This is a genomic window from Bradyrhizobium sp. sGM-13 (assembly GCF_018398875.1).
GTDB lineage: Bacteria > Pseudomonadota > Alphaproteobacteria > Rhizobiales > Xanthobacteraceae > Bradyrhizobium.
In genome coordinates this window covers 72,591-95,740 of record NZ_JAGWDK010000023.1, presented here as the reverse complement: position 1 = coordinate 95,740, position 23,150 = coordinate 72,591, and the positions used below count along the sequence as shown (strand labels likewise).

At 63.5% G+C, this 23,150-nt stretch carries 19 protein-coding genes; 10 read left to right on the top strand and 9 right to left on the bottom strand.

The genetic code is table 11. The features are described from left to right. Positions 1 to 187: 187 nt before the first annotated feature. Positions 188 to 607, bottom strand: coding sequence for a GFA family protein (locus KJQ96_RS28465; RefSeq protein ID WP_213289689.1), 420 nt, complete (start codon positions 605 to 607; stop codon positions 188 to 190). Between the two features lie 129 nt (positions 608 to 736). Further along, complete coding sequence (locus tag KJQ96_RS28460; protein ID WP_213289688.1) at positions 737 to 946, bottom strand: hypothetical protein; 210 nt, start codon at positions 944 to 946, stop codon at positions 737 to 739. 877 nt (positions 947 to 1,823) lie between these two features. On the opposite strand from KJQ96_RS28460, the gene glmS reads away from it, so the two are divergent. From glmS to KJQ96_RS28445, 3 genes are all read left to right on the top strand, one after another. Then, positions 1,824 to 3,650 (top strand): glutamine--fructose-6-phosphate transaminase (isomerizing), encoded by a 1,827-nt coding sequence (gene glmS / locus KJQ96_RS28455; protein WP_213289687.1) that lies wholly within the window; start codon positions 1,824 to 1,826, stop codon positions 3,648 to 3,650. A 160-nt stretch (positions 3,651 to 3,810) separates the two neighbouring features. After that, positions 3,811 to 4,596, top strand: a complete 786-nt coding sequence (locus KJQ96_RS28450; RefSeq protein ID WP_213289686.1) for a DUF502 domain-containing protein — start codon at positions 3,811 to 3,813, stop codon at positions 4,594 to 4,596. Positions 4,597 to 4,611: 15 nt separating this feature from the next. After that, positions 4,612 to 5,589 carry a dihydrodipicolinate synthase family protein gene (locus KJQ96_RS28445; RefSeq protein ID WP_213289685.1) on the top strand — a complete coding sequence of 326 codons (978 nt, stop codon included), beginning with the start codon at positions 4,612 to 4,614 and terminating at the stop codon, positions 5,587 to 5,589. Here KJQ96_RS28445 and recG read toward each other — a convergent pair. Then, positions 5,541 to 7,649, bottom strand: coding sequence for an ATP-dependent DNA helicase RecG (recG, locus tag KJQ96_RS28440; protein ID WP_213289684.1), 2,109 nt, complete (start codon positions 7,647 to 7,649; stop codon positions 5,541 to 5,543). The two genes, KJQ96_RS28445 and recG, sit on opposite strands and share 49 nt — an antisense overlap. Further along, complete coding sequence (locus KJQ96_RS28435; protein WP_213289683.1) at positions 7,649 to 7,858, bottom strand: hypothetical protein; 210 nt, start codon at positions 7,856 to 7,858, stop codon at positions 7,649 to 7,651. Before KJQ96_RS28435 ends, recG begins: the two co-directional genes overlap by 1 nt. A gap of 63 nt (positions 7,859 to 7,921) precedes the next feature. Between KJQ96_RS28435 and KJQ96_RS28430 the strand changes: the two genes are divergently transcribed. Both KJQ96_RS28430 and mfd read left to right on the top strand, forming a co-directional pair. Continuing rightward, entirely contained in the window at positions 7,922 to 8,212 is a 291-nt protein-coding gene (locus KJQ96_RS28430) for a succinate dehydrogenase assembly factor 2 (protein ID WP_213289682.1), read from the top strand. Further along, positions 8,209 to 11,727, top strand: a complete 3,519-nt coding sequence (mfd, locus tag KJQ96_RS28425) for a transcription-repair coupling factor (RefSeq protein WP_213289681.1) — start codon at positions 8,209 to 8,211, stop codon at positions 11,725 to 11,727. Before KJQ96_RS28430 ends, mfd begins: the two co-directional genes overlap by 4 nt. A gap of 114 nt (positions 11,728 to 11,841) precedes the next feature. On the opposite strand, the gene KJQ96_RS28420 is transcribed toward mfd, so the two are convergent. The 3 genes from KJQ96_RS28420 to KJQ96_RS28410 form a co-directional block, all read right to left on the bottom strand. Beyond that, complete coding sequence (locus tag KJQ96_RS28420; RefSeq protein WP_213289680.1) at positions 11,842 to 13,086, bottom strand: GGDEF domain-containing protein; 1,245 nt, start codon at positions 13,084 to 13,086, stop codon at positions 11,842 to 11,844. Between the two features lie 93 nt (positions 13,087 to 13,179). Continuing rightward, positions 13,180 to 14,685 carry a class I adenylate-forming enzyme family protein gene (locus KJQ96_RS28415; protein WP_213289679.1) on the bottom strand — a complete coding sequence of 502 codons (1,506 nt, stop codon included), beginning with the start codon at positions 14,683 to 14,685 and terminating at the stop codon, positions 13,180 to 13,182. A 45-nt stretch (positions 14,686 to 14,730) separates the two neighbouring features. Continuing rightward, the gene (locus tag KJQ96_RS28410) at positions 14,731 to 16,557 is read right to left on the bottom strand and encodes an extracellular solute-binding protein (RefSeq protein ID WP_213289678.1); all 1,827 of its coding nucleotides are present in this window, start codon (positions 16,555 to 16,557) and stop codon (positions 14,731 to 14,733) included. Positions 16,558 to 16,818: 261 nt separating this feature from the next. Between KJQ96_RS28410 and KJQ96_RS28405 the strand changes: the two genes are divergently transcribed. Next, the gene (locus tag KJQ96_RS28405) at positions 16,819 to 17,634 is read left to right on the top strand and encodes an invasion associated locus B family protein (protein WP_213289677.1); all 816 of its coding nucleotides are present in this window, start codon (positions 16,819 to 16,821) and stop codon (positions 17,632 to 17,634) included. A gap of 69 nt (positions 17,635 to 17,703) precedes the next feature. On the opposite strand, the gene hspQ is transcribed toward KJQ96_RS28405, so the two are convergent. Continuing rightward, on the bottom strand, positions 17,704 to 18,036 hold the full coding sequence (gene hspQ, locus KJQ96_RS28400) for a heat shock protein HspQ (protein WP_028346018.1): 333 nt from the start codon (positions 18,034 to 18,036) through the stop codon (positions 17,704 to 17,706). A 124-nt stretch (positions 18,037 to 18,160) separates the two neighbouring features. Here hspQ and KJQ96_RS28395 point away from each other — a divergent pair, with 124 nt between their 5' ends. After that, on the top strand, positions 18,161 to 19,114 hold the full coding sequence (locus KJQ96_RS28395) for an AEC family transporter (protein ID WP_213289676.1): 954 nt from the start codon (positions 18,161 to 18,163) through the stop codon (positions 19,112 to 19,114). Positions 19,115 to 19,202: 88 nt separating this feature from the next. Here KJQ96_RS28395 and KJQ96_RS28390 read toward each other — a convergent pair whose 3' ends face one another. Then, positions 19,203 to 20,393 carry a UbiH/UbiF family hydroxylase gene (locus tag KJQ96_RS28390; protein WP_213289675.1) on the bottom strand — a complete coding sequence of 397 codons (1,191 nt, stop codon included), beginning with the start codon at positions 20,391 to 20,393 and terminating at the stop codon, positions 19,203 to 19,205. A 135-nt stretch (positions 20,394 to 20,528) separates the two neighbouring features. On the opposite strand from KJQ96_RS28390, the gene pcsA reads away from it, so the two are divergent. The 3 genes from pcsA (at position 20,529) to KJQ96_RS28375 (ending at position 23,047) form a co-directional block, all read left to right on the top strand. Continuing rightward, a complete protein-coding gene (gene pcsA / locus KJQ96_RS28385; RefSeq protein ID WP_213289674.1) occupies positions 20,529 to 21,263 on the top strand; it encodes a phosphatidylcholine synthase in 735 nt (244 codons plus the stop codon). Further along, positions 21,260 to 22,000: a TerC family protein gene (locus tag KJQ96_RS28380; protein WP_213289673.1), complete on the top strand. Its 741-nt coding sequence runs from the start codon at positions 21,260 to 21,262 to the stop codon at positions 21,998 to 22,000. Before pcsA ends, KJQ96_RS28380 begins: the two co-directional genes overlap by 4 nt. 72 nt (positions 22,001 to 22,072) lie before the next feature. Further along, a complete protein-coding gene (locus tag KJQ96_RS28375) occupies positions 22,073 to 23,047 on the top strand; it encodes a quinone oxidoreductase (RefSeq protein WP_213289672.1) in 975 nt (324 codons plus the stop codon). Positions 23,048 to 23,150: the final 103 nt, after the last annotated feature.

The following is a 23,150-nucleotide window of genomic DNA, read 5'->3' as shown; positions in this document are numbered from 1 at the left end:
CGGATGAGCGCAGCGACATCCGGGGCTGTTTGTGGTTTATCCCCGCATATCGCAGGCGCTCATATGGGCTACTTGCTGCGGGCTCGTCGTGACCCTGTCGACATTGCGTCCGCCCGCGCGTCGTCGTGTTGCCCTTCGTCGTCTCGCGGCTGATGACGTTGCCCGCGCGTTGTAGTTCGGTTGTGTCTCAGTTTGAATTTTTTGGAAGGCGGTTTTGCCGGAAGTGCTCCACGGCACCATCAATTTGAACCCAATCATGTTTCGACTGTTCGAAGACCGATATGACGGGGGCTGGGTATTTTGGTTCTGCCATCGCGCCGACTGCAACGGCGATCAGCGCGGGCAGATTGCTGAGTTTCCAGTAGACCGTCGAGCCGCACCGTGGACAAAAATAGTTATGGATCTTCCCGCCGCTTGCGGCAGCGTGCGTGAACTCCTTTGAGGTTCCTGAGATGGTGACAACATCAGCGGGATAATAAGCGCCCACACCGAAAGGCGCGCCGGTTCGGCGTTGGCAGTCGATGCAGTGACAGGCAACGACGATCTTGGATGGTTCTTTTGGAAGTGAGACCGTGACTGCGCCGCAGCTACATCGAGCGTCAGCCATTCAAATCATCCTCCAATTGAGCTTCTGCCAAGGTTCATCACTGGAGCGGAGAAAGCTCAAGAGGGACAGGTTGTGATCTAGTTCACATCTTGGGCCCCAAGAAAAATGATAGCTTGGAATTGGTGCAGATCAAACAAACGAGGTTAGATCATGCCCGCCATATTCGATCTCCTGTACCGCGAATACTGCCGTGCCCGCCTCGCCGAGATGCGGAAACAGCTTCTGATCGCGCCTGATAGGCATGAGGTTCCAGAAGCGCTTTGCGATGCCAAGAATGCTGTCGGCACTAGTCCGGTAGGCGACAGTGAGACAACCACGCAGCACGAACTGCCGAAGCATTAGACCGATCTATAACTCAGCAATTACGGTGACAGTGCATTTAACTGTCTGGCGCTGCGCATTCAGCGCAATTTGTTGAACCAAATCAACCTGATGCTATCCGTCCAGTCGTATCCAAAAAGATATTCCGCTTTCGCCACGGGCCAAATCACCGCTATCACTTCGGCCATCCACCCCGGCAAGAGGGGCGTATCGCGATCGTCACGGACGCGGGGTTGGATGCGGTGGACGCAGCGGCGTCGGGCGCGATCGTGGTCGCAGGGCGGGTTCTCCCGTGAGTGATCTTACGTTTACGCAGACGACCGGCGTTTCAAGGCCTTCGCCAGAACCTCAGTCGGCATCTCGCCGATCGGAGTGAAGGTAGAGGCGCTGCGTACGGCGAAGTCGTGTGGTTCTGGCATCCGTGGCTGATGTTAAGCCAGCGGAGATGCGTCGGCCCGACCGGGCTTGGACAAATCTCAATCCGCTGGTGACGGTGACAAAAAGGAATTCGTCGCCGGGGAGAGCGCGAAGTAAGCCGTAAAGCCATTGCGCAGGGAATGCCGGAGTGCCTCGGCTGTACCTGTATGCTCGTGTGCGCATCTTTTAGCGCTTATTGCACACGAGACCGCGGGTGCAGCAAGCACCCGGCATTCCCTGCTCCCTCCTTCTGGGGGGAACCAAGGCCAAGCCTCGGGCAGATCATGCCGCGAGATCGCGGACTCATATTCCGTCGGCCAGGCGGATGTGACAGGGTAATCGCGGGTGGCGGCCGTTAAGCTTTCCGCTTAAGACTGTCGCAATCGGCAATAATTATTGAGTATCTGTCGGCCTGCCATTGCCGTTAAGAGACTAGCGGGTTGCGACGTACTTCGTCGATTTGGGGAAATTGAACCGCATGTGCGGCATTGTCGGCATTCTTGGACGCGCTCCGGTCGCGGAGCTTCTGGTAGACTCACTCAAACGGCTTGAATATCGCGGCTATGATTCCGCAGGCGTCGCCACGCTGGAAGGCGATCACCTTGCGCGCCGCCGCGCCGAAGGCAAGCTGAAGAACCTCGAGAAGCGGCTGGATGCGGAACCGCTGAAGGGGCACACTGGAATCGGGCACACCCGCTGGGCGACGCACGGCAAGCCGACCGAGAACAATGCGCATCCGCACGCGACCGATCGCGTCGCCGTGGTTCATAACGGCATCATCGAGAACTTTCGCGAGCTGCGCGAGGCGCTGGAGAAGAAGGGCGCGGTCTTCAAGACCGAAACCGATACCGAAATCGTTGTCCACCTCGTCGATAGTTTTCTCCAGAAGGGCATCAAGCCGGTCGAGGCGGTGAGGGCGGCGCTGTCGGAACTGCGCGGCGCATTCGCGCTCGGGTTCATCTTCGCCGGCGATGACGATCTGATGATCGGCGCCCGCAACGGCCCGCCGCTGGCGATCGGTCACGGCGACGGCGAAATGTATCTGGGGTCGGACGCGATCGCGCTCGGGCCGTTCACCGATACGATCAGCTATCTCGAAGACGGCGATTGGGTGGTGCTGACGCGCAAGGGCGCGACCGTCTACGACAAGACCAACGCGATCGTGCACCGCGACGCGGTCAAGCACAGCGCCTCGACCTCGCTTGTCGACAAGGCGAACTACCGCCACTTCATGGCCAAGGAAATCCACGAGCAGCCGGAAGTGGTCGGCCACACGCTGGCACGTTACGTCGACATGGCGAGCGAGCGCGTCATGTTGCCGGTCAAGCTGCCGTTCGACTTCAAGGACATCCAGCGCATTTCGATCACGGCCTGCGGCACTGCGAACTATGCCGGCTATGTCGCCAAGTACTGGTTCGAACGGCTGGCGCGCATTCCCGTCGAGATCGATATCGCCTCCGAATTCCGCTACCGCGAAGCGCCGTTGCGCAAGGGCGATCTCGCAATCTTCATTTCGCAATCCGGAGAGACCGCCGACACGCTGGCAGCGCTGCGCTACGCCAAGGCCGAGGGCGTTCACACCCTATCGGTGGTAAACGTGCCGACCTCGACGATTGCGCGCGAAAGCGAAACCGTGCTCCAGACGCTGGCCGGCCCCGAGATCGGCGTCGCCTCGACCAAGGCCTTCACCTGCCAGTTGATGGTGCTGGCCTCGCTTGCGGTTGCCGCCGGCAAAGCGCGCGGCGAATTGTCTGACGAAGACGAAACCAAGCTCGTCCACGGCCTCGTCGAGATTCCGCGGCTGATGGCGGCGGCGCTGACGTTGGAACCGCAGATCGAAAAGCTGGCGCGCGACATCTCGAAATCGAAGGACGTTCTCTATCTCGGCCGCGGCACCAGCTACCCGATGGCGCTGGAAGGCGCGCTGAAGCTGAAGGAAATTTCCTACATCCACGCCGAGGGCTATGCCGCCGGCGAACTCAAGCACGGGCCGATCGCGCTGATCGACGAGAACATGCCGGTGGTGGTGATCGCTCCGTTCGATCGGGTGTTCGAGAAGACGGTCTCCAATATGCAGGAAGTCGCGGCCCGCGGCGGCAACATCATCCTGATGACCGACGCCAAGGGCGCGGCGGAAGCCACCGTCGATTCCTTGGTCACGATCGTGCTGCCCGACATGGCGTCGGCGTTCACCCCGATGATCTACGCCATCCCGGTGCAGCTCCTGGCCTATCATACCGCCGTGGTGATGGGCACCGACGTGGATCAGCCGCGAAATCTCGCCAAATCGGTAACCGTCGAATAGTCAAGCCCTTGGATAGTCCATCCTTGGGCTGTCACGCTGGCCCTTCAAAAACCTGCTAGGATGGCTTAGCTGGCATAGGCGCGATCAGCAAGAGTGGGACCCGATTTTGCGTCCGATCGCGCCCGAATGTCGAATTCGGCCGCCCTGACCTGGAACCACAATGAATCGCGAAGAACTGCCCCCGACCGCACCTCTGGAGGAACCCCTGCCGGATGCGCACCCTCCCGGGCTAATGGCCCGTTTCCGGAACTATTTTCTGACCGGACTGATTGTCGCAGGGCCGGTCGCGATCACGCTCTACCTGACCTGGTGGTTCGTGAACTGGGTCGACAACCTGGTCAGGCCGTTCGTGCCGACGGTCTACCGTCCCGAAACCTACCTGCCGTTCGGCTTGCCGGGGTCGGGACTGATCGTCGCGGTGATCGCGCTGACGCTGCTCGGTTTCCTCACCGCCAATTTGATCGGGCGGACGCTGGTCGACCTCGGCGAGCGGCTGCTCGGCCGCATGCCCGTGGTGCGCGCGATCTATCGCGGCCTGAAGCAGGTGTTCGAGACGCTGTTCTCGGGCAAGGGGTCGAGCTTTCGCAAGGTCGGCCTGGTTGAATTTCCCTCGCCGGGCATGTGGTCGATCGTTTTGATCTCGCAATCGCCGAGCGCGAACGTTGCGAGCCAGCTTCCCGGCCAGGAAGAGCACATCTCGGTGTTCCTGCCCTGCGCGCCGAACCCGACCACGGGATTCTTTTTCTACGTCCCGAAGAGCAAGATCATCGAAGTCGACATGACGACCGAGGACGCGGCGACGCTGATCATGTCGGCCGGCGTGGTGCAGCCCGGCTCCGATCCACAAAAGCGCAACGCTGCGCTAGCCGGCATGGCGAACGCGGCGCGCGTGGCGAATTCGGCTGCCGGGTTGAAGCCGGCTCCCGCGAAGGCGAAGGTGGAGTAGGGCGGCGCCGACATCATGACCAAGATCGAAGGCATCATTCCGGTGATGATCACGCCGTTTACCGAAAGCGGCCAGATCGACTATCACGGCCTTGGCCGGCTGGTGGAATGGTACATCGACAATGGTTCGGACGCGCTGTTTGCGGTCTGCCAGTCCAGCGAAATGCAGTTTCTCACTCTCGACGAACGGGTTGCACTCGCCGCTTTCGTCAAGAAAGCTGCAGCCGGCCATGTCCCGGTGATCGCGTCCGGTCACATCAGCGAAAGCCTGGACGACCAGCTTGCCGAACTGACCGCGATTGCCGCGACCGGAGTTGACGGCATGGTGCTCGTCACCAACCGGCTCGACGCCAAGCAGGAAGGCGGCAGCAAATTCATCGACGACTTGAGCTGGCTGCTCGATCGGCTGCCGAAACGGATTCCGCTCGGTCTTTACGAGTGCCCGGCGCCCTATCGGCGTCTGCTCAGCGATGATGAACTAAAGTTCTGTGCCAACACCGGCCGCTTCGTCATCCTCAAGGACGTCTCCTGCGACCTCGAAACCGTGAAGCGCCGCGTGACGCTGACCAGGGGCACGCCGCTCTCCATCGTCAATGCCAATGCGGCGATTGCCTTTGAGGCAATCAAAGCCGGCTCACGCGGGTTTACCGGCGTATTCACGAACTTTCATCCCGATCTCTACAAGTGGCTGATGACCGAGCATGCCTATCATCCGGCGCTGGCGGACGAACTTTCCGTCTACCTCGCGCTATCGGCCATGGCCGAACCGATGGGCTACCCGAAGCTTGCCAAGCTCTATCACCAGCGCCTCGGCACGTTCTCCTGCACCGACAGCCGCGCCGTCACCTTCGATATCCGCGAGAAGTTCTGGGCGCTAAAGGCGCTGCTCGACAAGATCGTCGAGGGCGCCGAGCACTACCGGACTCGCATTGCCACGGTTGCGAGTTATCCCGCGCCGATCAGCGGCACCGCTTCATCGCGCTCATACAGATAAAGCAAACAGCGCAGCGCTTCGCCGCGCTCGCCCTTGAGTTTTGGATTGTCCTTCATGATGCGCAGCGCTTCGTCGCGCGCCTGCGTGATGAGCTGGCCGTGCACGTCGGAGCGCGCGATGCGATAGCCGGGCAGGCCGCTCTGGCGGATGCCGAGCACGTCGCCTTCGCCGCGCAGTTTGAGATCCTCTTCGGCAATCCGGAAGCCGTCGGTGGTCTCCCGGATCACCTTCAGCCGTGCCGCCGACATCTCACCGAGCGGCTCCTTGTAGAGCAACAGGCAGGTCGAGGACTCCGATCCGCGACCGATCCGGCCGCGGAGCTGGTGCAATTGCGCGAGCCCGAAGCGTTCGGCGTTTTCGATCACCATGATGGTCGCGGCGGGGACGTCGACGCCGACCTCGACCACGGTGGTGGCGACCAGAAGCCCGATCTCGTGGGCGGCAAACTGCGCCATCACGCGATCCTTATCCGTGCCCTTCATCTGCCCATGCACCAGCCCGACGCGGTCGCCGAAACGTTTCTGCAGCCGCTCGAAACGCTCGGTGGCGTTGGTGAGATGTTCGGTGCCCTCGGCCTCGGATTCCTCGACCAGCGGACAGATCCAGTAAACCAGCTTGCCCGATTTCAGCGCGCGACCGACGGCATCGACGACTTCATCGAGACGGCTGGCCGGAACGGCGCGGGTGTCGATCGGCTGGCGGCCGGCCGGTTTTTCCCGCAATTCGGAGACGTCCATGTCGCCGAAGTAAGTGAGTACCAGCGTGCGGGGGATCGGTGTTGCGCTCAAGACCAGCACGTCGACCGCCTCGCCCTTGTTGGTGAGCGCGAGCCGTTCGCGCACGCCGAAGCGATGCTGCTCGTCGACCACCGCCAGCGCCAGCGCCTTGAAGATCACGTCGTCCTGGATCAGCGCGTGGGTGCCGACCAGAAAGTCGATTTCGCCGGCTTCGAGCCGCGCCAGGATCTCGCGCCGCTCCTTGCCTTTTTCACGGCCGGTCAGGATCGCAACGCGAAGACCTGCGCGCTCGGCCAGCGGCGCGATGGTCTTGATATGCTGGCGGGCGAGGATTTCGGTCGGCGCCATCAGCGCGGCCTGCTTGCCGGCCTCGGTGACGGCAGCCGCGGCGAGCAGCGCCACCACCGTCTTGCCGGACCCGACGTCGCCCTGCAGCAGCCGCAACATCCGCACCGGCTGGAGCAGATCCTCGGTGATGGCGGCGACCGCCGCGCGTTGCGAGCCGGTGAGCGCGTAGGGTAGCGCATCGATGATCTTGTGGCGCAGGTGACCGTCGCCGGCGTTGCGGTCGCCGGCCGGACGCCGCAACTGGGCGCGAACCAGCGCCAGTGCCAGTTGGCCGGCGAGCAGTTCGTCGAAGGCGAGCCGTGACCAGAACGGGCCGTCAGGCAGAATGTCCGTGAGCTCGACCGGCACATGCACGCGGGTGAGCGCTTGGCGAATCGGCGGAAAGTTGCAGCGGCGGATCACTTCCGGGCTGATCCATTCGGGCAGTTCCGGCAACTTCTGCAGCGCCTGCGCGATCGCCCGGCGCAACGAACCCAGCGCGAGACCTTCAGTGAGAGGATAGACCGGATCGATACCGCTGAGTTTTGCAAATCCGGCTTCGTCGACGACGCGGTCGGGATGTACGATCTGCGGAATGCCGTCGTACATCTGCAGCGTGCCGGAAACGTAGCGCTTTTCGCCGACCGGCAGCAGCTTTTCGACATAGCCGGGCTTGGCGCGGAAAAACGTCAGCACCACGTCGCCGGTATCATCAGAGGCATAGACCAGGTAGGGCGCGCGGGCATTGCGCGGCGGGGGCGGCCGGTGACGGTCGATCGTGACTTCCAGCGTCACCACGGTTCCCGCTACAGCCTCGCGGATTTTCGGCCGCGCGCGGCGGTCGATCACGCTGGCCGGCAGGTGCAGCAAGAGATCGACCAGCCGCGGGGTCTCATCGCGGTCGAGCAGATAGCGCAGCAGCTTGTCCTGTTTCGGCCCGACGCCAGGCAGGCTCGTAACCGGCGCGAACAAGGGATTGAGCAGGCTGGGGCGCATCAGGTCTCTCGTCGCACATAGCGCGTCATGCGCGGGCTTGCTGCCTTCGCCAAGGCTTCGGCGGCCGAGCGCTCGTGGTCCGGCGAAGCCTTGGCGGAGACGGGACCCGCGCATCCATCACTCTTGAAAAGATGATGGATTGCCGGGTCAAGCCCGGCAACGACACCGTAGTGGTAATTCACCGAACTGTTGGGGCTGACATTCGTCATCTCGACCGCTATATCAACCCGGCCCGGCACGTCCGGGCTTTTGGCGTTCGAATGGATAGGACAATGACGGGTACGACACGATCCAGCGGTGGCCTCGATGACCGCCGCAAGCGGCTTTTGTTTCGCTGCTGGCATCGCGGCACCCGTGAGATGGACCTCATCCTCGGGCGCTTTGCGGATGCCGAGATGTCGGGCATGCGCGATGATGAGTTGACCGAGCTGGAACGCCTGATCGAGGTGCCCGATCCCGACCTCTATGCCGCGCTGACCGGCGGCAAGCCGCTCGATCCGGAGTATGCGACCGCGCTGTTCGACCGTATCAAGGCGTTTCGCGCCGTGGATCACGACGCATGAAGGCGCCCGTCAAATCGCCCGCCGCGCTGTTGGCTCCCGGCCGCGCCCTGACCTTTACCAATGTCGCCGAGGGCGCGGAGGGGCTCGTCGTCTCCGACCTCGCGCGTGCGGTCGCAGCCAAGTCGAAACCGCCGGCGGTCAGCCTTGCCGTGGTCTGCCGCGATGGTCCGCGCATGCAACAGTTGGCACGGGCGCTGGAATTTTTCGCCCCCGATTTGCCGGTGATGCAGTTTCCGGCCTGGGACTGCCAGCCCTATGACCGGGTGTCGCCGCATGGCGGCATCCTGGCGCAGCGGCTGACGACGCTGGCGCGGCTATCGCGCCTACAGGGCAGCGACAAACCGCTGATCGTGCTGACGACCGTCAACGCCATCGTGCAGCGCGTGCCCGCCCGCGAGGTGGTAGCGGCGCAGGCGCTGTCGGTCGCGCCCGGCCATGTCGTACCGATGGATTCGATTGTCGCCTGGCTGGAGCACAATGGCTACAACCGCTCCTCGACCGTGCGCGAGCCCGGCGAGTACGCCGTGCGCGGCGGCATCCTCGATCTATTTCCGGCCGGGCTCGACCAGCCGGTGCGGTTCGACTTCTTCGGCGACTCCCTCGAATCGATCCGCACGTTCGATGCGGAAACCCAGCGCACGCTGCTCGACATGCGCGCGCTCGACCTGGTGCCGATCTCGGAATTCCAACTCGTCACCGAAACCATCCGCCGCTTTCGCATGGGCTATGTCGCGGCCTTCGGCGCGCCCGAGCGCGACGATCCGCTCTATGAGGCCGTCAGTGAGGGCCGCCGCCATCCTGGCATGGAGCACTGGCTGCCGCTGTTCCAGGAGCGGATGGATACGCTGTTCGATTATCTCGACGGTGCGCCGATCGCGGTCGAACCGCAAGGCGAGGACGCCGCGCGCGAACGCTTCAAGCAGATCGCGGACTATTACGAGGCCAGGCGCGAGGCGTTGGAACATCCGGGGTCAGGCGCGATCTACAAGCCGTTGCCGCCGGACCGGCTCTACCTGACGGAAACGGAGTGGACGACGCGGCTGAGCGAGGCCGCGGTGGCGCGGCTGACGCCGTTTGCGGTGCCGGAAGGGGCCGGGGACGTGTTCGACGCCGGGGCGAGGCAGGGCCGCAATTTCACGCCCGAGCGGGCCGACACTTCCGTCAACGTGTTCGAAGCCGTCGTGGCGCATGTGCTTGCATTGCAGGCGCAGCGCAAGAAAGTGGTGATCGCGCTGTGGAGCGAAGGCTCGCGCGACCGCATGGGCAGCATGCTGCGGGACCACAAGCTCGCCAATATCACCACCGTCAACGCCTGGCGTACCGTGCAGGCGACGCCGCGCAACGAGGCCATGCTGGCGGTAGTCGGCATGGAGAGCGGTTTCGAGACCGACGAATTCGCCGTCATCAGCGAGCAGGACATCCTCGGCGACCGCCTGGTGCGCCAACGCAAATCAAGCCGCAAGCTCGACAATTTCATCTCGGAAGTCACGAGCCTTTCGACCGGCGATCTCGTGGTGCATGTCGAGCACGGCATCGGGCGCTTTGTCGGCTTGCAGACGATCGAGGTGGGCGGCGCGCCGCATGACTGTCTCGAACTGCATTATGCCGCTGAAACAAAGCTGTTCCTGCCGGTCGAGAATATCGAGTTGCTGTCGCGCTATGGCTCCGATCACGCCAATGTCGAATTGGACCGGCTGGGTGGCGGCGGTTGGCAGGCGCGCAAGGCCAAGCTGAAGAACCGGATCCGCGAGATCGCCGGAGAACTGATCAAGATCGCGGCCGAGCGGCAACTGCACGAAGCGCCGAAAATGCCGGTGCAGCCGCATGTCTACGACGAGTTCTGCGCGCGTTTCCCCTATGAGGAGACCGAGGATCAGCTTGGCGCCATCACATCCACGCTGAAAGACCTTGAAACCGGCCGTCCCATGGACCGGCTGATCTGCGGCGACGTCGGCTTCGGCAAGACGGAGGTGGCGTTGCGCGCGGCATTCGCGGTCGCGCTCGAAGGCAAGCAGGTCGCCATCGTCGTGCCGACCACGCTGCTTGCCCGCCAACACAGCAAGAATTTTGCCGAACGCTTCAGAGGTTTTCCAGTCAACGTCGCGCAGGCCTCCCGCCTGATCCCGGCCAAGGAGCTGACGCAGGTCAAGAAGGGGCTGGCCGAAGGCCATGTCGATATCGTGGTCGGCACCCATGCGCTGCTCGGCAAGTCGATCAAGTTCCGCGATCTGGGCCTTTTGATTGTCGACGAGGAGCAGCACTTTGGCGTCAGCCACAAGGAAAAGCTGAAGCAGTTGCGGGCGCAGGTGCATGTCTTGACACTGAGCGCGACGCCAATCCCGCGGACGCTGCAGCTTGCGCTGACCGGCGTGCGCGACCTTTCGATTATCGCCTCGCCCCCGGTCGATCGCCTCGCGGTGCGCACCTTCGTGGCGCCGCACGATCCTCTGATGATCCGCGAAGCCTTACTGCGCGAACGCTACCGCGGCGGGCAGGCGTTCTACGTGGTGCCGCGCATCGAGGATCTTGCCGGCGTCAAGGACTTCCTCGACAAGAACGTGCCGGAGATGAAGGTCGCGGTTGCGCATGGCCAGATGCCGCCGACCGTGATCGAGGACATCATATCGGCCTTCTATGACGGTAAATACGACATCCTGCTTTCGACCACCATCATCGAGTCCGGCCTCGACATCCCGAACGCCAATACGCTGATCGTGCACCGCGCCGACATGTTCGGGCTGGCGCAGCTCTATCAGTTGCGCGGGCGGGTGGGGCGCTCGAAATTGCGCGCCTACGCGCTGTTCACGCTGCCGGCGCAGCAGAAGATCACCGCACAAGCCGAGCGGCGGCTGAAAGTGCTGCAGTCGCTGGAAACGCTGGGCGCGGGCTTTCAGCTCGCATCTCACGACCTCGACATCCGCGGCGCCGGCAATCTGCTCGGCGAAGAACAATCCGGTCACATCAAGGAAGTCGGCTTCGAACTTTATCAATCGATGCTGGAGGAGGCGATCCTCAACCTCAAGGCCGGCGTGGCCGAGCCCGCCGCAGACCGCTGGTCGCCGCAGATCACCATCGGCATGCCGGTCTTGATCCCCGAGGATTACGTCAACGATCTTTCGGTGCGGCTATCGCTCTACCGTCGGCTCGCCGATCTCGACACCGACGAGGAGATCGACAATTTCGCCGCCGAGATGCGCGACCGTTTCGGCGTGCTGCCGGACGAGGTCCGCTATCTCTTCAAGGTCGCGGCCATCAAGGCCTACTGCCGCCGCGCCAATGTCGAGAAAGTCGACGCCGGTCCGAAGGGCGCGGTGATCTCGTTCCGCGACAATAGCTTTGCCCAGCCGGATCGCCTCGTCGCCTTTATCCGTCAGCACGGCCAGGCCGCGAAGGTGCGGCCGGATATGAAGGTGGTGTTCCTGCAGCAATGGAAGACGCCTGAGGAGCGGTTGATGGGTACGACCGAGATCTTGCGGCAGCTCGCCAATCTCGCGGAGAGCAAGAAGGCGGCGTGAAACGCGCCGATCTATCCGCGTCATTGCGAGGAGCAAAAGCGACAAAGCAATCCATGCCTACAGCATATGCGGAGAGATGGATTCCCTCGCTTCGCTCGCAATGACGGCGACGCTTTAAGACGCCGCGCGCTGCGCGTCGTCCTGCAGCCGCGATCGCAGCGATTTTGCGGAATCGTTCGGGAGCAGCGTTGCGACTGTCACGATTGGCTCCGACCGCATATCGCGCTGGCCGTGGCTGGTATGGCGCATCACACTCGACAGCCGCCGCGCGATGGCGTGAGCCGACTTCAGGTCGGCCTCGGCAAAGACCACGACAACCGAGCCGTCGTCCTGGGCGGCGCCGAAATCCATCTGTCGCATCAGGCGGCTGATGATCCGCGCGCCGTCGAATTGCGCGCGGGGGTGTCCGGGATCGAACGCAAAGCGTGCTACCGACAATCCGCCGCCGCGTTGCTGCGTCTGGTAGATGGCGCTGGCAAAGTCGCGCTCGAAGGCTTCCGGGGTGAGCAGACCGGTCCGCGCGTCGATCAGGCCATCGGCGTCGATGGCCTTCAGCGTGCGGCTCAGATGCGCTTCGAAGGCGTGCTGGCGGATCAGTGGCAGCCCAATCGCTGCCACTTGGACGGCGTCGCCGGAGACCATCTCGAGGTTTGGCAAATCATAGGCCGGCGCCAGATCGCCCGCCGTCACGACGACGGGAAGATTGCGGAAACGGGCATCCTCGGTCAGCACGGTGAGAAAGGCATCGACCACGCGCAGGCTGAATCCTTCGCCGAGCACGATGCCGTCGATGTCCCTGACGTTGAGATGCTTCGCTGCCGCCTCGATCGAAAGCGCGCCGACCACGCCGGTGCGCTCGCCAAGCGCGACCGACAGCGCCGGATAGGCGCCGCCGCGGCCGATCAGCAGCACGGTTGCGTCGCGCACCGGATCGATATGCGACAATGCCATCGGCGTTGCCGGCACCAGCCGGCGCATCACGGTCGCATGCAACGACCGCACACGCAGCGCGGCACGCAGGCGAGCCGCCAGCCGGTCGGAGCCGCCTTGTTGGGCGTTTGGGACTTGGCTCTGAAAAAAGGGGATGACGTTGTCCGGAACAGGGTTCTGCGGATCGATCGCGATCAGCGGCAGATAGGGCTGTCGCGCTGCGACCCGCACGGCCAGCTCCGCCAGTCCGGCGGCATTGGTGCCGGAGATTTCGGCCAGCACGGCCGCCGGTTGCACCTGCTCGACCGCGCGCGCCGCATCCGTCCACCCGCTCTCGACTACCGGAAACAGTCGCGCGACATCAAGCGTGGCGGCAAAGGACGGCCGTTTCGCGGTCGATACGACGAGGATCGGACCTTGCTGGGACATCTGCTGAGAACTCGGATCAGGCGCGCAATAGGAGGCCACGATCCTAGTTTGCTGCGCTTAATGCGGCGTCAACGGGCGCCCGCCAGCGGCCTCTCAGGCGGCGTTGCTCCGATCCCGAAATGCTTCCACCATCAAGGGGTTAAGTCCGAGTTCTGTCAGCGCGTCTCTGGCGCGGGCATTGTCGAGCGCACGGCCGGCGAGCCGGTGTCCGCTGAGGCGGTCCGGCAGCGCGGTCAGCAGCGCGCCCTGACCGAGCCGGCGCGCCCACTCCTGCAGGTCCTGCGCCAGAAATCGGTAGCCGCCGACGACCATCACGCCGGACGGCGGCGCGGTGATATTGACTGCGCCGGTGACGCGGTCGAGCCGCGCCGCGTAATCCGTATCAACGTAGTCGCGCGGCGGCGCCGCGATCAGGGAATCGCTTGGCGGCGGAGGCGGCGCATAGGCCGCGACCGGTACCATCGGTCCGCGCAGTCCCAACGTGCCGCGCGGGGTCAGCAATATCTCGCCCGCAATCGACGATCCCGGCAGATCGCGTGGCGCACCGTGGGGACCCGGCTTGATCAGGGCCGGCGAGCCGTCTTCCGCGATCCGGCGGGCACCGAACAATCCGGCCTCGCCGAACAGATAGACATCCGTCAGCGTCGCCTGTTGCGCGGCCCAGCACGCGCTGGAGCCGACCTGCTCCGGGGTCCGCCATAGGCCGATGACATTGCGCAGGCTCGGCATCCGCGCGCCGAGGTCCAGTTCGTCCAGCCGCAGCGCCAGTTGGGCAGGTGCGATCAGCGTGTCGCAGGCCTGCTCGATGATCTGCTGTTCCAGCACCTCGTCGTCGAAAGGATGGTGCAACACCAGTGTTCCGCCCGACAGCAGCCAGATCGCCAGTGACGAGGCGAGGCCGGCAAATGACATCGGCGAGAAGGCCGATAGGATCGTTGCGCCCTGCGGCACGTCGCTTTCGAGCGACATGGCAAGGCCGCCCGCAATCAAGCCGAGATGGGCGCGCGGAACCGGCCGAAAGCCGTCCGAGGTGACATCGAAGGAAATTAGCGCCGCCTTGCGGCCGTCCTGGATCACGGCGCGCGTGGTCGGGGATTCCCGGAAGATGGCGTTGTCGAGCGAGGCCAAGCCTTCGGGTAGCTCGCCGCCGAAGCCGCAGACATGGCGGATCGAGAACGCTTCGGCAGCAGCGTTCATGGCGAGATCCGAGTAGATCACGCCGTCGACCTTGCCCGAGGTTACGATTGCCCGCGCGGCGGTGCGGTTGAGCGCCATGGTCAATTCCGACTGCCGCCAGAGCAGCGGCAGCACCGCGACGACGAGGCCGGCGCGGAAGGCGGCGAGCACGGTGAGTGCGAATTCGATGGTGTTCGGCAATTGAACCGCGATCACGGAATTGGACGGCAAGCCGGATTCGATGAAGTGCGCGGCCAGCGACGAAATCATGCGGTCGGCCTGCGCGAAGGTAAGACGCTTCGGCGGCTGGCCGGTGATGCGCTGCTTGTTGGGGGGATCGACCAGCGCCAGCGCGTCCGGCTGCCGTGCCAGGTTCCGTTTGAACAACGTATCGAGCGTTGGCGAAGCGGTGGGCTGGGTCACGGCGTTACTTCGGCTCTGTCACGGAGGTTGGATCGCTTGGCGAGTTCACTTCATTTCCGGCTTCTGCCACCAGGTTTCCGGCAGATAGCCCGTCAACGCGGTCGCTGTAGGTTGTTCTATCCGATTCCACCGCGCAATCCATTGCTCCTGCACGTTAAACACTGGAATTGCGTAGAAGCCCGACATCAGTACGCGGTCGAGCGCCCGCACCGCGGAGACGAAAGGCGGACGTTCGCGCGCCTCGAGCAGGGCAGCGATCATGGCATCGATGGCGGGCTCCTTGGCCCCCATGTAATTCCGAGTGCCGGGGATGTCGGCGGCCTGGCTGCCCCAGTAGAAGAACTGCTCGTTGCCGGGGGATAGTGACTGGTCCCAGCGGTTCTGCAGCATATCGAACTCGTACCCCAGCCGGCGCTGGTCGAACTGCACGGGGTCGACCGCACGGACGTTGGCCTCGATGCCGGCGCGCTTGAGGTCGCGCTGATAGGAAAGCGCAATCCGCTCCTGGTCGCGCGTCGTCACCAGGATTTCGAAGGTGAGCGGCGTCCTGGACGAACGCTGCCGCAGCACGGCTCCATCGAGATCGTAGCCGGCGTCCGACAGCAAGCTCAGCGCCTGGCGCAGCGTTGTTCGATCGCGGCCCGATCCGTCGGTGACGGGCAGGCGGTACGTGCCATCGAGAATATCCGGCCGGATCCGTGCGGCGAACGGCTTCAAGAGTTCACGTTCGCGCTCGTCGGCCGGGCGGGCGTAGGCGGATAGTTCGGACCCTGCGAAGAAGCCAGCCCCGCGCGCGTAGAGTCCGAAGAAGTAATTGCGGTTGATCCACTCGAAATCGAACAGCAGCGTCAGGGCCTGCCGCACGCGGATGTCTGAAAACACCGGACGCCGCGTGTTGAACACCAGGAATTCCGAGGGCTGCGGCATTCCGGTCTTGATGGTGTCGCGGATCACTTCGCCGTTGCGGACGGCCGGAAAATCGTAACCTTCATGCCAGCGCAGCGGCTCGTGCTCGGCGCGAAAGTCATATAGGCCACGCTTGAATGCCTCGAACTGGCCATTGGACTCGCGATAGAAGTCGAGCCTGATCTCGTCGAAGTTCCACAATCCCCGATTCACCGGCAGGTCGCGGCCCCAATAGTCGGGATTGCGGGTCAGCGTGACGCTGGCGCCCGGCTTGACGGCGGTGACGCGATAGGGGCCAGAACCGACCGGTCCGGTCATCGTGGTTTCCTCGAACGTTGCCGGATCGACCGCATGCCGCGGCAAGACGGGCATCAGCCCGAGGATCAGCGGCAGCTCGCGGTCGTTGCCGCCGCCGAAATCGAACCGCACGGTGAGCGGATCGGGTGCTTCGGCCTTTACGACTTTGGAATAATACTGGCGGTGATTGGGGCGCCCCTTGTCGCGCAGCAAGGCCCACGAAAACAGGACGTCCTCTGCCGTGACCGGCTTGCCGTCGGCGAAGCGCGCCCTCGGGTCGAGGTGGAACGAGACGTAGCTGCGCGCGTCGTCGGTCTCGACGGTTTTGGCCAGCAAGCCATAGAGCGTGAAAGCCTCGTCATTGCCGCGCGTCATCAGACTCTCGACCACAAAACTCCTGATCTGCTGAACCGCGAGGCCTCGGACGATCATGGGGTTGAGGCTGTCGAAGGTTCCCAAGGCGCCCCAGACCAGCCGTCCGCCCTTCGGCGCCTCGGGATTGGCGTAGGGCATATGCGTGAAACCGGCGGGAAGGGCAGGCGCGCCGTGCATCGCCAGCGCGTGGCTTTCGGCCGCTCTGGTTTCGTGGACCGGCGCGAGCGGCGTCACAGCCAGCGCCAGGGCAATGCGCGCGAGCACACGCAGGCGGATACGACCGGAGCGGGTCATAGGCGGGCAGCGATCTGATTCGAAATTGCGCACGAAGAAAGCTTTACCATAGGCTTCGGCCTCGGCCTGCGGGGAACGCCAAAGATGCTTGTCGGCATTGATCTTTTCGTCTGCCGCTGTATTGAAGGCGGGCAGTTGATGACCGCGGGAACGCCGGTCACGTATCCGCCTCAATTGCCAACGAGACAGCCGCCCCAGCGCGGGTTGGTGTCGGTGCCTGTAGCGGTTTCGGGCGCTCCGGTTCAGAAAGGGTTTTCCGCAATGAATTTCCGTATCTTCGCCGCGTCGATTCGGCCGCGTGGGCACGTCTTGGCCCTGTTGGCGGCCTCGGCATTATCGGCAACGTTGATCGCGCCGGGCGCGCAAGCTCAGCAGCCCGCGCCAGCGCCTGGGGCCCCGAAGGCTGCCCCCGCGCCTGCCGCTCCGAAAGCGCCTCCGAAGGCTGCTCCCAAGGGTCCCGCCGGCGCTCCCGCCGCACAAGCCCCTCCGGCTGGCGCTCCCGGCGCCGCCCCGCCACAGGAGCAGCAGGTCCAGCTAATCTACGCGCCCTGGACCAAGTTCTGCCTCAAGGGTCAGGAAGCCGGCGCCAAGCAGGTTTGCTTCACCGGCAAGGACGGCCGCATTGAGTCGGGCCAACCCGTCATCGCCGCCGTCATCATCGAGCCGGAAGGCGAGCCGAAGAAGCTCCTTCGCGTGACCTTGCCACTCGGCATGCAGCTCGTGCACGGAACTCGGATCATCATTGATAGCAATCCGCCGCAGCAGGGCCCCTATGTGATCTGCTTCCAGAACGGCTGCATGTCGGACTACGAAGCAACCCCCGAACTGATCGCCAACTTGAAGAAGGGCCAGAATCTGGTTGTTCAGGCGATCAATTCCAACGGCGCGCCGCTGACGCTGCCGCTGCCGCTCGCCGGTGAATTCGCCAAGGCCTTTGACGGTCCGCCGACCGATCCGAAGCAGTTCGAGGAAAACCAGAAGAAGCTGCAGGAAGAGCTGCAGAAGCGTGCTGAGGAGCAGCGCAAGAAGCTGGAGGGCACCCAGCCGGGCGCCACTGCAAATCCGGCGGCGAAGTAACAGCCGCGCCATTCGACAAAACAAAAGGCGCCCGACCAGGGCGCCTTTTTCGTTGCCGGAAGAAGAATGCTAGTTGAGTGACGGGTTGCGCGGGCGGTAGCCGCCGGACTTGTCCTTCACGAAGATCTCGGCCACCTGCGAGTGCCGGATCGGCTCACCGGAATCGTCCGGCAGCAGATTTTGCTCGGAGACGTAGGCGACGTATTCGGACTCCGAGTTTTCCGCGAGCAGGTGATAGAACGGCTGATCCTTGTCAGGCCGAACCTCTTCGGGGATCGACAACCACCATTCCTCGGTATTGTTGAATTCCGGATCGATATCGAAAATCACGCCACGGAATGAAAATACCCGGTGGCGGACGATCTGCCCGATCTGAAACTTGGCGGTGCGCGCTTTGATCATGTCCCGTCGAATAGACCATGATTGTGGCCGATGCTAGGGGCAATAGGACGAATTAACCTTTACGCGTGGTGGCCATATCCGGCGCCATCTCCCCAAAATCACTGACGAAAAGACGCTTGACCAGATGGTCGATATCCTCAACCTCGCGCTCCCCTATTTTGGCCTGATCTTCATCGGCTTTGCCTGCGGCAAGACCCGAAGGCTGCCGGAATCGGGCCTCGCCTGGATGAACTTCTTTCTGCTCTACGTCTCGCTGCCGGCCTTGCTGTTCCGCATCATGTCGGAGACGCCATTTTCCGAACTGAACAACCCGCCATTTCTGATCGCAACCACGCTGGCGACCGTGAGCGTTTTCGTGCTTGCCATGGTGACAGGCCGCATCATCGGCGAACTGTCGCTGCGCAAGGCGACGATGGCGGGCCTTGCCGGCGCCTACGGCAATATCGGCTATATGGGCCCCGGGCTGGCGCTGGCGGTGCTCGGAGCCAAGGCAGCGGCGCCGACGGCGTTGATCTTCTGCTGCGACAGCATTTTCCTGTTCACGATCGTGCCGCTGTTGATGGCGCTGAGCGATCGCAAGCATCCGTCGTTCCTGTACGCCATTGGCGTCGCCGTGCGGCAGATCGTGCTCAATCCGCTGATCATGTCGGCCGCCGCCGGAGCGCTTGTCGCGGCGTTGCACATTCAAGTCCCGGTCGCCGTCGACAGGACCTTGCTATTTCTCCAGAACGCGGCGGCACCGACGGCGCTGTTTGTGCTGGGCGTTACCGTGGCGCTGCGCCCGTTCGATCGCGTGCCCTGGGAAGTGCCCGGCGTGATCGCGATCAAGCTCCTGATCCATCCGCTCATCGTGTTCGGGCTGATGCTGCTTTTTGGCCCGTTCGCGCAGCCCTGGGCCGCGACCGCCGTCCTGATGGCCGCATTGCCGCCGGCGCTGAACGTGTTCGTGATCGCCCGGCAGAACAACACCTGGATCGAGCCGGCGTCGGTGGCCGTCCTGATCGGAACCTTCGCCTCCGTGGTCACGCTGACCAGCGTGATGTGGTTCATCCAGAGCGGGCGGATGGCGTTCCCGTAAGCGTGGCGCGGAGACACAAAATCGCGAAAACAACCCCATGCAAAGTAGAGTGGGGCCAGGTTCGCAGCCCTCACGCTGGCGTCCGAAGCTAGCTCACGCGCTTCCAGGTCGGCGCCAGCCCCTCGCGCATCGCAAGCCGCCGCAGCGGGCCGAACGAGCCGAGCAGGTGCATGCCGGCCGCGCGCAGCGATTGCATGGGCAGGAAATCGCTAAGCAATGAACGGTTGGCGACATCGATCGCGATCAGCCGGCTTGCGACGTCGGCACGGCGCGCGGCTTGATAGCGCGCCAGCACGGCGGGCGACCCCGGATCCTCGCCTCGCGAGATCGCATTGCCGGCGATATCGGCGACATCGGCCGCATCGCGCAATCCCATGTTGAGGCCTTGGGCGCCGATCGGCGGCACCACGTGGGCGGATTCACCGACCAGCGCGACACGATGGCTGGCGAATTGCTCGGGACGCTCGATCGTCAGCGGAAACAGGTTGCGCCCGGCTTCGACCTGGACGCGGCCGAGAATGGAGTGCGACTGCCTTTCCGTGGCTTCCGACAATTCCTCGTCGCCAAGCGCGATCAGCCGCTCCGCTTCTCTGGTTGCCGAGACCCACACCACGCTGCAGCGGTTGCCGGGCAGGGGCACGAATACGCATGGACCCTGCGCGGTGTGAAACTCGGTGGAGATGCCGTTGTGCGGTCGAGAATGGGAGATGTTGAAGGTCAGCGCCGACTGATGAAGGTCGCGGCGGCTGGTCTTGATGCCGGCCGCCTCGCGGGACGGCGATTGCCGTCCGTCTGCGCCGATCACGAGCCGCGCGAAAAACTGCTCGCCCTTACCGGTACGGATGGCGACGATGGCATCCTGCGGGTCGATCGCAGCGGCTTCATCGTCAAATCGAGTCAAATTGGAAAGTTCGGCGGCGCGCTCTTCGAGGGCAATCATTAACGATCGGTTGTCGACGTTGTAGCCGAACTGTTCGAGACCGATCTCGTCCGAGGAAAACCGCACCTCGGGTGCGCGGATCAGCCGGTCGGTGTCGTCGACAAGGCGCATGATCCGCAAGGCGGCAGCCTTGTCCCGGCAGCGCGGCCAGACCTCGAGACGTTCGAGCAACTCGGTGGAAGCCCCCAACAGCGCCGTGGTGCGGTTGTCGGCATAGGGGGCGCGGCGGGCGAGCAGGGCGGTTCTCGCGCCGGTAGCGGCCAGCGCGACGGCTGCAGTCAGGCCCGCTGGCCCGCCGCCGATCACGGCAGCGTCATAAACTTGAGATGCGTCATTCATATCGGGACAATTGACGCTCGGTCCGGCATTTTCAAGCCGTCAACCGGCCGAAATGTTTCCGCTCAATCGCGCGGCGGAACGCCGCAAAGCGCCGATATGCAAATCGGGGCGATTCCTGATAGCACTGCCGGAGCAATGGACCAGACCACAGAGCCAGATTCCGTCCCCGCGACCAGCCGAATGCGAGCCGCCGCGTTCGCCGTACACATTTTCACGGCGCTGGGCGCGGGCGTCGCGCTGCTGGCGATGCTCGAGGCCGTCCGCGAACATTGGGCCAATATGTTCGGCTGGCTTGGCGTCGCCCTGATCATCGATGCCATCGACGGGCCGCTGGCGAGAAAGCTGGATGTCGTGCGGCTGCAGCCGAACTGGTCGGGCGACGTGCTCGATCTCGTCGTCGATTTCGTGACCTACGTCTTCGTTCCGGCCTATGCCATCACCGCGAGCGGGCTGCTGCTGCCGGTGGCGGCGCCGCTGCTGGGCATCGGCATTATGGTTTCCGGCGCGCTCTATTTCGCGGACCGGCGCATGAAGGCGTCCGACAACCACTTCCGAGGCTTTCCGGCGCTGTGGAACGCGGCGGCGTTTTATTTGTTCTTGCTGCACCTGCCGCCGGCACTCTCAACTCTCGGAATCGCAATCCTGATCGCTCTCACATTCGCCCCGTTTCATGTGCTGCATCCGATCCGGGTGGTGCGGCTACGCTGGCTGACCCTGTGGCTGATGGCCATTGGAGCCGTGCTGGCGATCTATACGCTCATCCGCGATTTCGACGTGGGCACTCCCATCGTCGCCGCACTGTGCGCCATTGCGACTTACGTAATAGGAAGTGACGCCGTGATCCGGCAAATCAAGTCGTTCAGGGCATGATGGAATTATTGACCAGTCCGGAAGCCTGGGCGGCGCTGTTGACATTGACGGCGCTGGAAATCGTGCTCGGCATCGACAACGTCATTTTCATCTCGGTGATCGTCTCGCGCATCCCGCCGGCGCAGGCCAAACGCGCGCGTCAAATCGGCTTGCTGCTGGCGCTGGTGTTCCGCATCGTACTGCTCACCCTGCTGGTGTGGCTGATCGGCCTGACGGAGCCCGTCATCACGATAAGGAATGTCGAACTGTCCTGGCGGGACATCATCCTGATTGCCGGCGGCGCCTTCCTGATAGCGAAGGCGACGCATGAAATTCATGGCGAGGTCGAGGCGAACGATGGTGAGGTCGATGCCGAACCCAGGGCTAGCGCATTCTTCTGGGTGATCGTGCAGATCATCATCATCGACATCGTGTTCTCCCTGGACTCGATCATCACCGCGATCGGCATGGCGCAGGATCTGGAGATCATGATCGCCGCCGTCGTGATCGCATGCGTCGTCATGTACGTCTCGTCGGGTCCGGTGGCCCGGTTCGTGGCCAATCACCCGACCACCAAGATGCTGGCATTGGCATTTCTGGTGCTGATCGGCGTGGCGCTGGTGGCGGACGGATTCCACTTCCATATCCCGCGCGGCTACATCTACTTTGCCATGTTGTTCGCGGCCGCGGTCGAAATGTTCAATGTGCTCGCCAGGCGTAACCGCAAGAAGGCCGCCAGAAGCCGGCAGGTGAGTTGACATCCGCCCGGCGATGGCTTTCGTTTCGCCTTCAGGTTGGACGTTCCAGGAAATACCGAGGGAGAGACTGTCATGACCAAGGCTGTGCGCGTGCACAAGGTAGGGGGTCCGGAAGCCCTGGTGTATGAAGATGTGGAGGTGCCGGCGCCGGGACCTGGCGAGGTCCGCATCCGTCAGCACGCCGTCGGTCTCAACTTCATCGACGTCTATTTCCGCACCGGCCTCTACAAGGCACCGGGGCTGCCGTTCATTGCGGGCAACGAGGCCGCCGGCGAGGTCGTAGCCGTCGGCCCGGGTGTCACCAATTTTCATCCCGGCGATCGCGTCGCCTATTATTTTACGCTCGGCGGCTATGCCGGCGAGCGGGTGATCCCGGCCGACAAGCTGGTCAAGCTACCCGACCACATCACCTACGAGCAGGGCGCGGTCCTGATGCTCAAGGGGTTGACCGTCTGGTACCTCCTGCACAAGACCTTCAAGGTCGAGCCTGGCCATCGCGTGCTGATCCATGCCGCCGCGGGCGGGATCGGTCTGTTGGCCTGCCAATGGGCCAAGGCGTTAGGTGCACATGTGATCGGCACCGTGGGCTCCAAGGCGAAGGCCGATCTCGCGCTCTCCAATGGCTGCGACCACGTCATCCTTTACAACGAGGAAGACTTCGTGGCGCGCGTCAAGCAGATCAGCCGGAACGAGCTCTGCGACGTCGTCTATGACGGAGTCGGCAAGACCACTTTCCCGGGCTCGCTGTCGTGCCTGCGGCCACGCGGCCTGTTCGTCAGTTTTGGCAACGCCTCCGGTCCGGTGCCGCCGTTCCCGCTTGCCGAGCTCAACAATCACGGCTCGCTGTTTGCCACCCGGCCGAAGCTCAATGACTATGTCAGCACCCGCAAGGAGCTGCTCGAAGGCGCCGACACGCTGTTTGCCGCCGTCATCAATGGCAAGCTCCACGTGCCGATCAACCATGCCTACGCGCTGAAGGACGCGGCGAAGGCACATACCGAACTCGAGAGCCGGGCGACGACGGGGGCGGCGATCCTTCGGCCGTGAGCCCCGCCGTCATTCCGGGATGGTGCGTTAGCACCAGACCCGGAATCTCGAGATTCTCCGATGCGCAATTGCGCATCGTAGTTCGATGCTACGCATCGCCCCG

What these genes read in the sequence shown, in the direction of transcription:
- hspQ (WP_028346018.1), bottom strand. Translation starts at nt 18,036, where the DNA reads ATGATCAAAGCGCGCACCGCCAAGTTTCAGATCGGGCAGATCGTCCGC.
- KJQ96_RS28380 (WP_213289673.1), top strand. Translation starts at nt 21,260, where the DNA reads ATGATGGAATTATTGACCAGTCCGGAAGCCTGGGCGGCGCTGTTGACA.
- KJQ96_RS28450 (WP_213289686.1), top strand. Translation starts at nt 3,811, where the DNA reads ATGAATCGCGAAGAACTGCCCCCGACCGCACCTCTGGAGGAACCCCTG.
- KJQ96_RS28430 (WP_213289682.1), top strand. Translation starts at nt 7,922, where the DNA reads ATGACGGGTACGACACGATCCAGCGGTGGCCTCGATGACCGCCGCAAG.
- pcsA (WP_213289674.1), top strand. Translation starts at nt 20,529, where the DNA reads ATGGACCAGACCACAGAGCCAGATTCCGTCCCCGCGACCAGCCGAATG.
- KJQ96_RS28390 (WP_213289675.1), bottom strand. Translation starts at nt 20,393, where the DNA reads ATGAATGACGCATCTCAAGTTTATGACGCTGCCGTGATCGGCGGCGGG.
- mfd (WP_213289681.1), top strand. Translation starts at nt 8,209, where the DNA reads ATGAAGGCGCCCGTCAAATCGCCCGCCGCGCTGTTGGCTCCCGGCCGC.
- KJQ96_RS28460 (WP_213289688.1), bottom strand. Translation starts at nt 946, where the DNA reads ATGCTTCGGCAGTTCGTGCTGCGTGGTTGTCTCACTGTCGCCTACCGG.
- KJQ96_RS28405 (WP_213289677.1), top strand. Translation starts at nt 16,819, where the DNA reads ATGAATTTCCGTATCTTCGCCGCGTCGATTCGGCCGCGTGGGCACGTC.
- KJQ96_RS28465 (WP_213289689.1), bottom strand. Translation starts at nt 607, where the DNA reads ATGGCTGACGCTCGATGTAGCTGCGGCGCAGTCACGGTCTCACTTCCA.
- KJQ96_RS28395 (WP_213289676.1), top strand. Translation starts at nt 18,161, where the DNA reads ATGGTCGATATCCTCAACCTCGCGCTCCCCTATTTTGGCCTGATCTTC.
- KJQ96_RS28445 (WP_213289685.1), top strand. Translation starts at nt 4,612, where the DNA reads ATGACCAAGATCGAAGGCATCATTCCGGTGATGATCACGCCGTTTACC.
- KJQ96_RS28435 (WP_213289683.1), bottom strand. Translation starts at nt 7,858, where the DNA reads ATGACGAATGTCAGCCCCAACAGTTCGGTGAATTACCACTACGGTGTC.
- glmS (WP_213289687.1), top strand. Translation starts at nt 1,824, where the DNA reads ATGTGCGGCATTGTCGGCATTCTTGGACGCGCTCCGGTCGCGGAGCTT.
- KJQ96_RS28410 (WP_213289678.1), bottom strand. Translation starts at nt 16,557, where the DNA reads ATGACCCGCTCCGGTCGTATCCGCCTGCGTGTGCTCGCGCGCATTGCC.
- recG (WP_213289684.1), bottom strand. Translation starts at nt 7,649, where the DNA reads ATGCGCCCCAGCCTGCTCAATCCCTTGTTCGCGCCGGTTACGAGCCTG.
- KJQ96_RS28420 (WP_213289680.1), bottom strand. Translation starts at nt 13,086, where the DNA reads ATGTCCCAGCAAGGTCCGATCCTCGTCGTATCGACCGCGAAACGGCCG.
- KJQ96_RS28375 (WP_213289672.1), top strand. Translation starts at nt 22,073, where the DNA reads ATGACCAAGGCTGTGCGCGTGCACAAGGTAGGGGGTCCGGAAGCCCTG.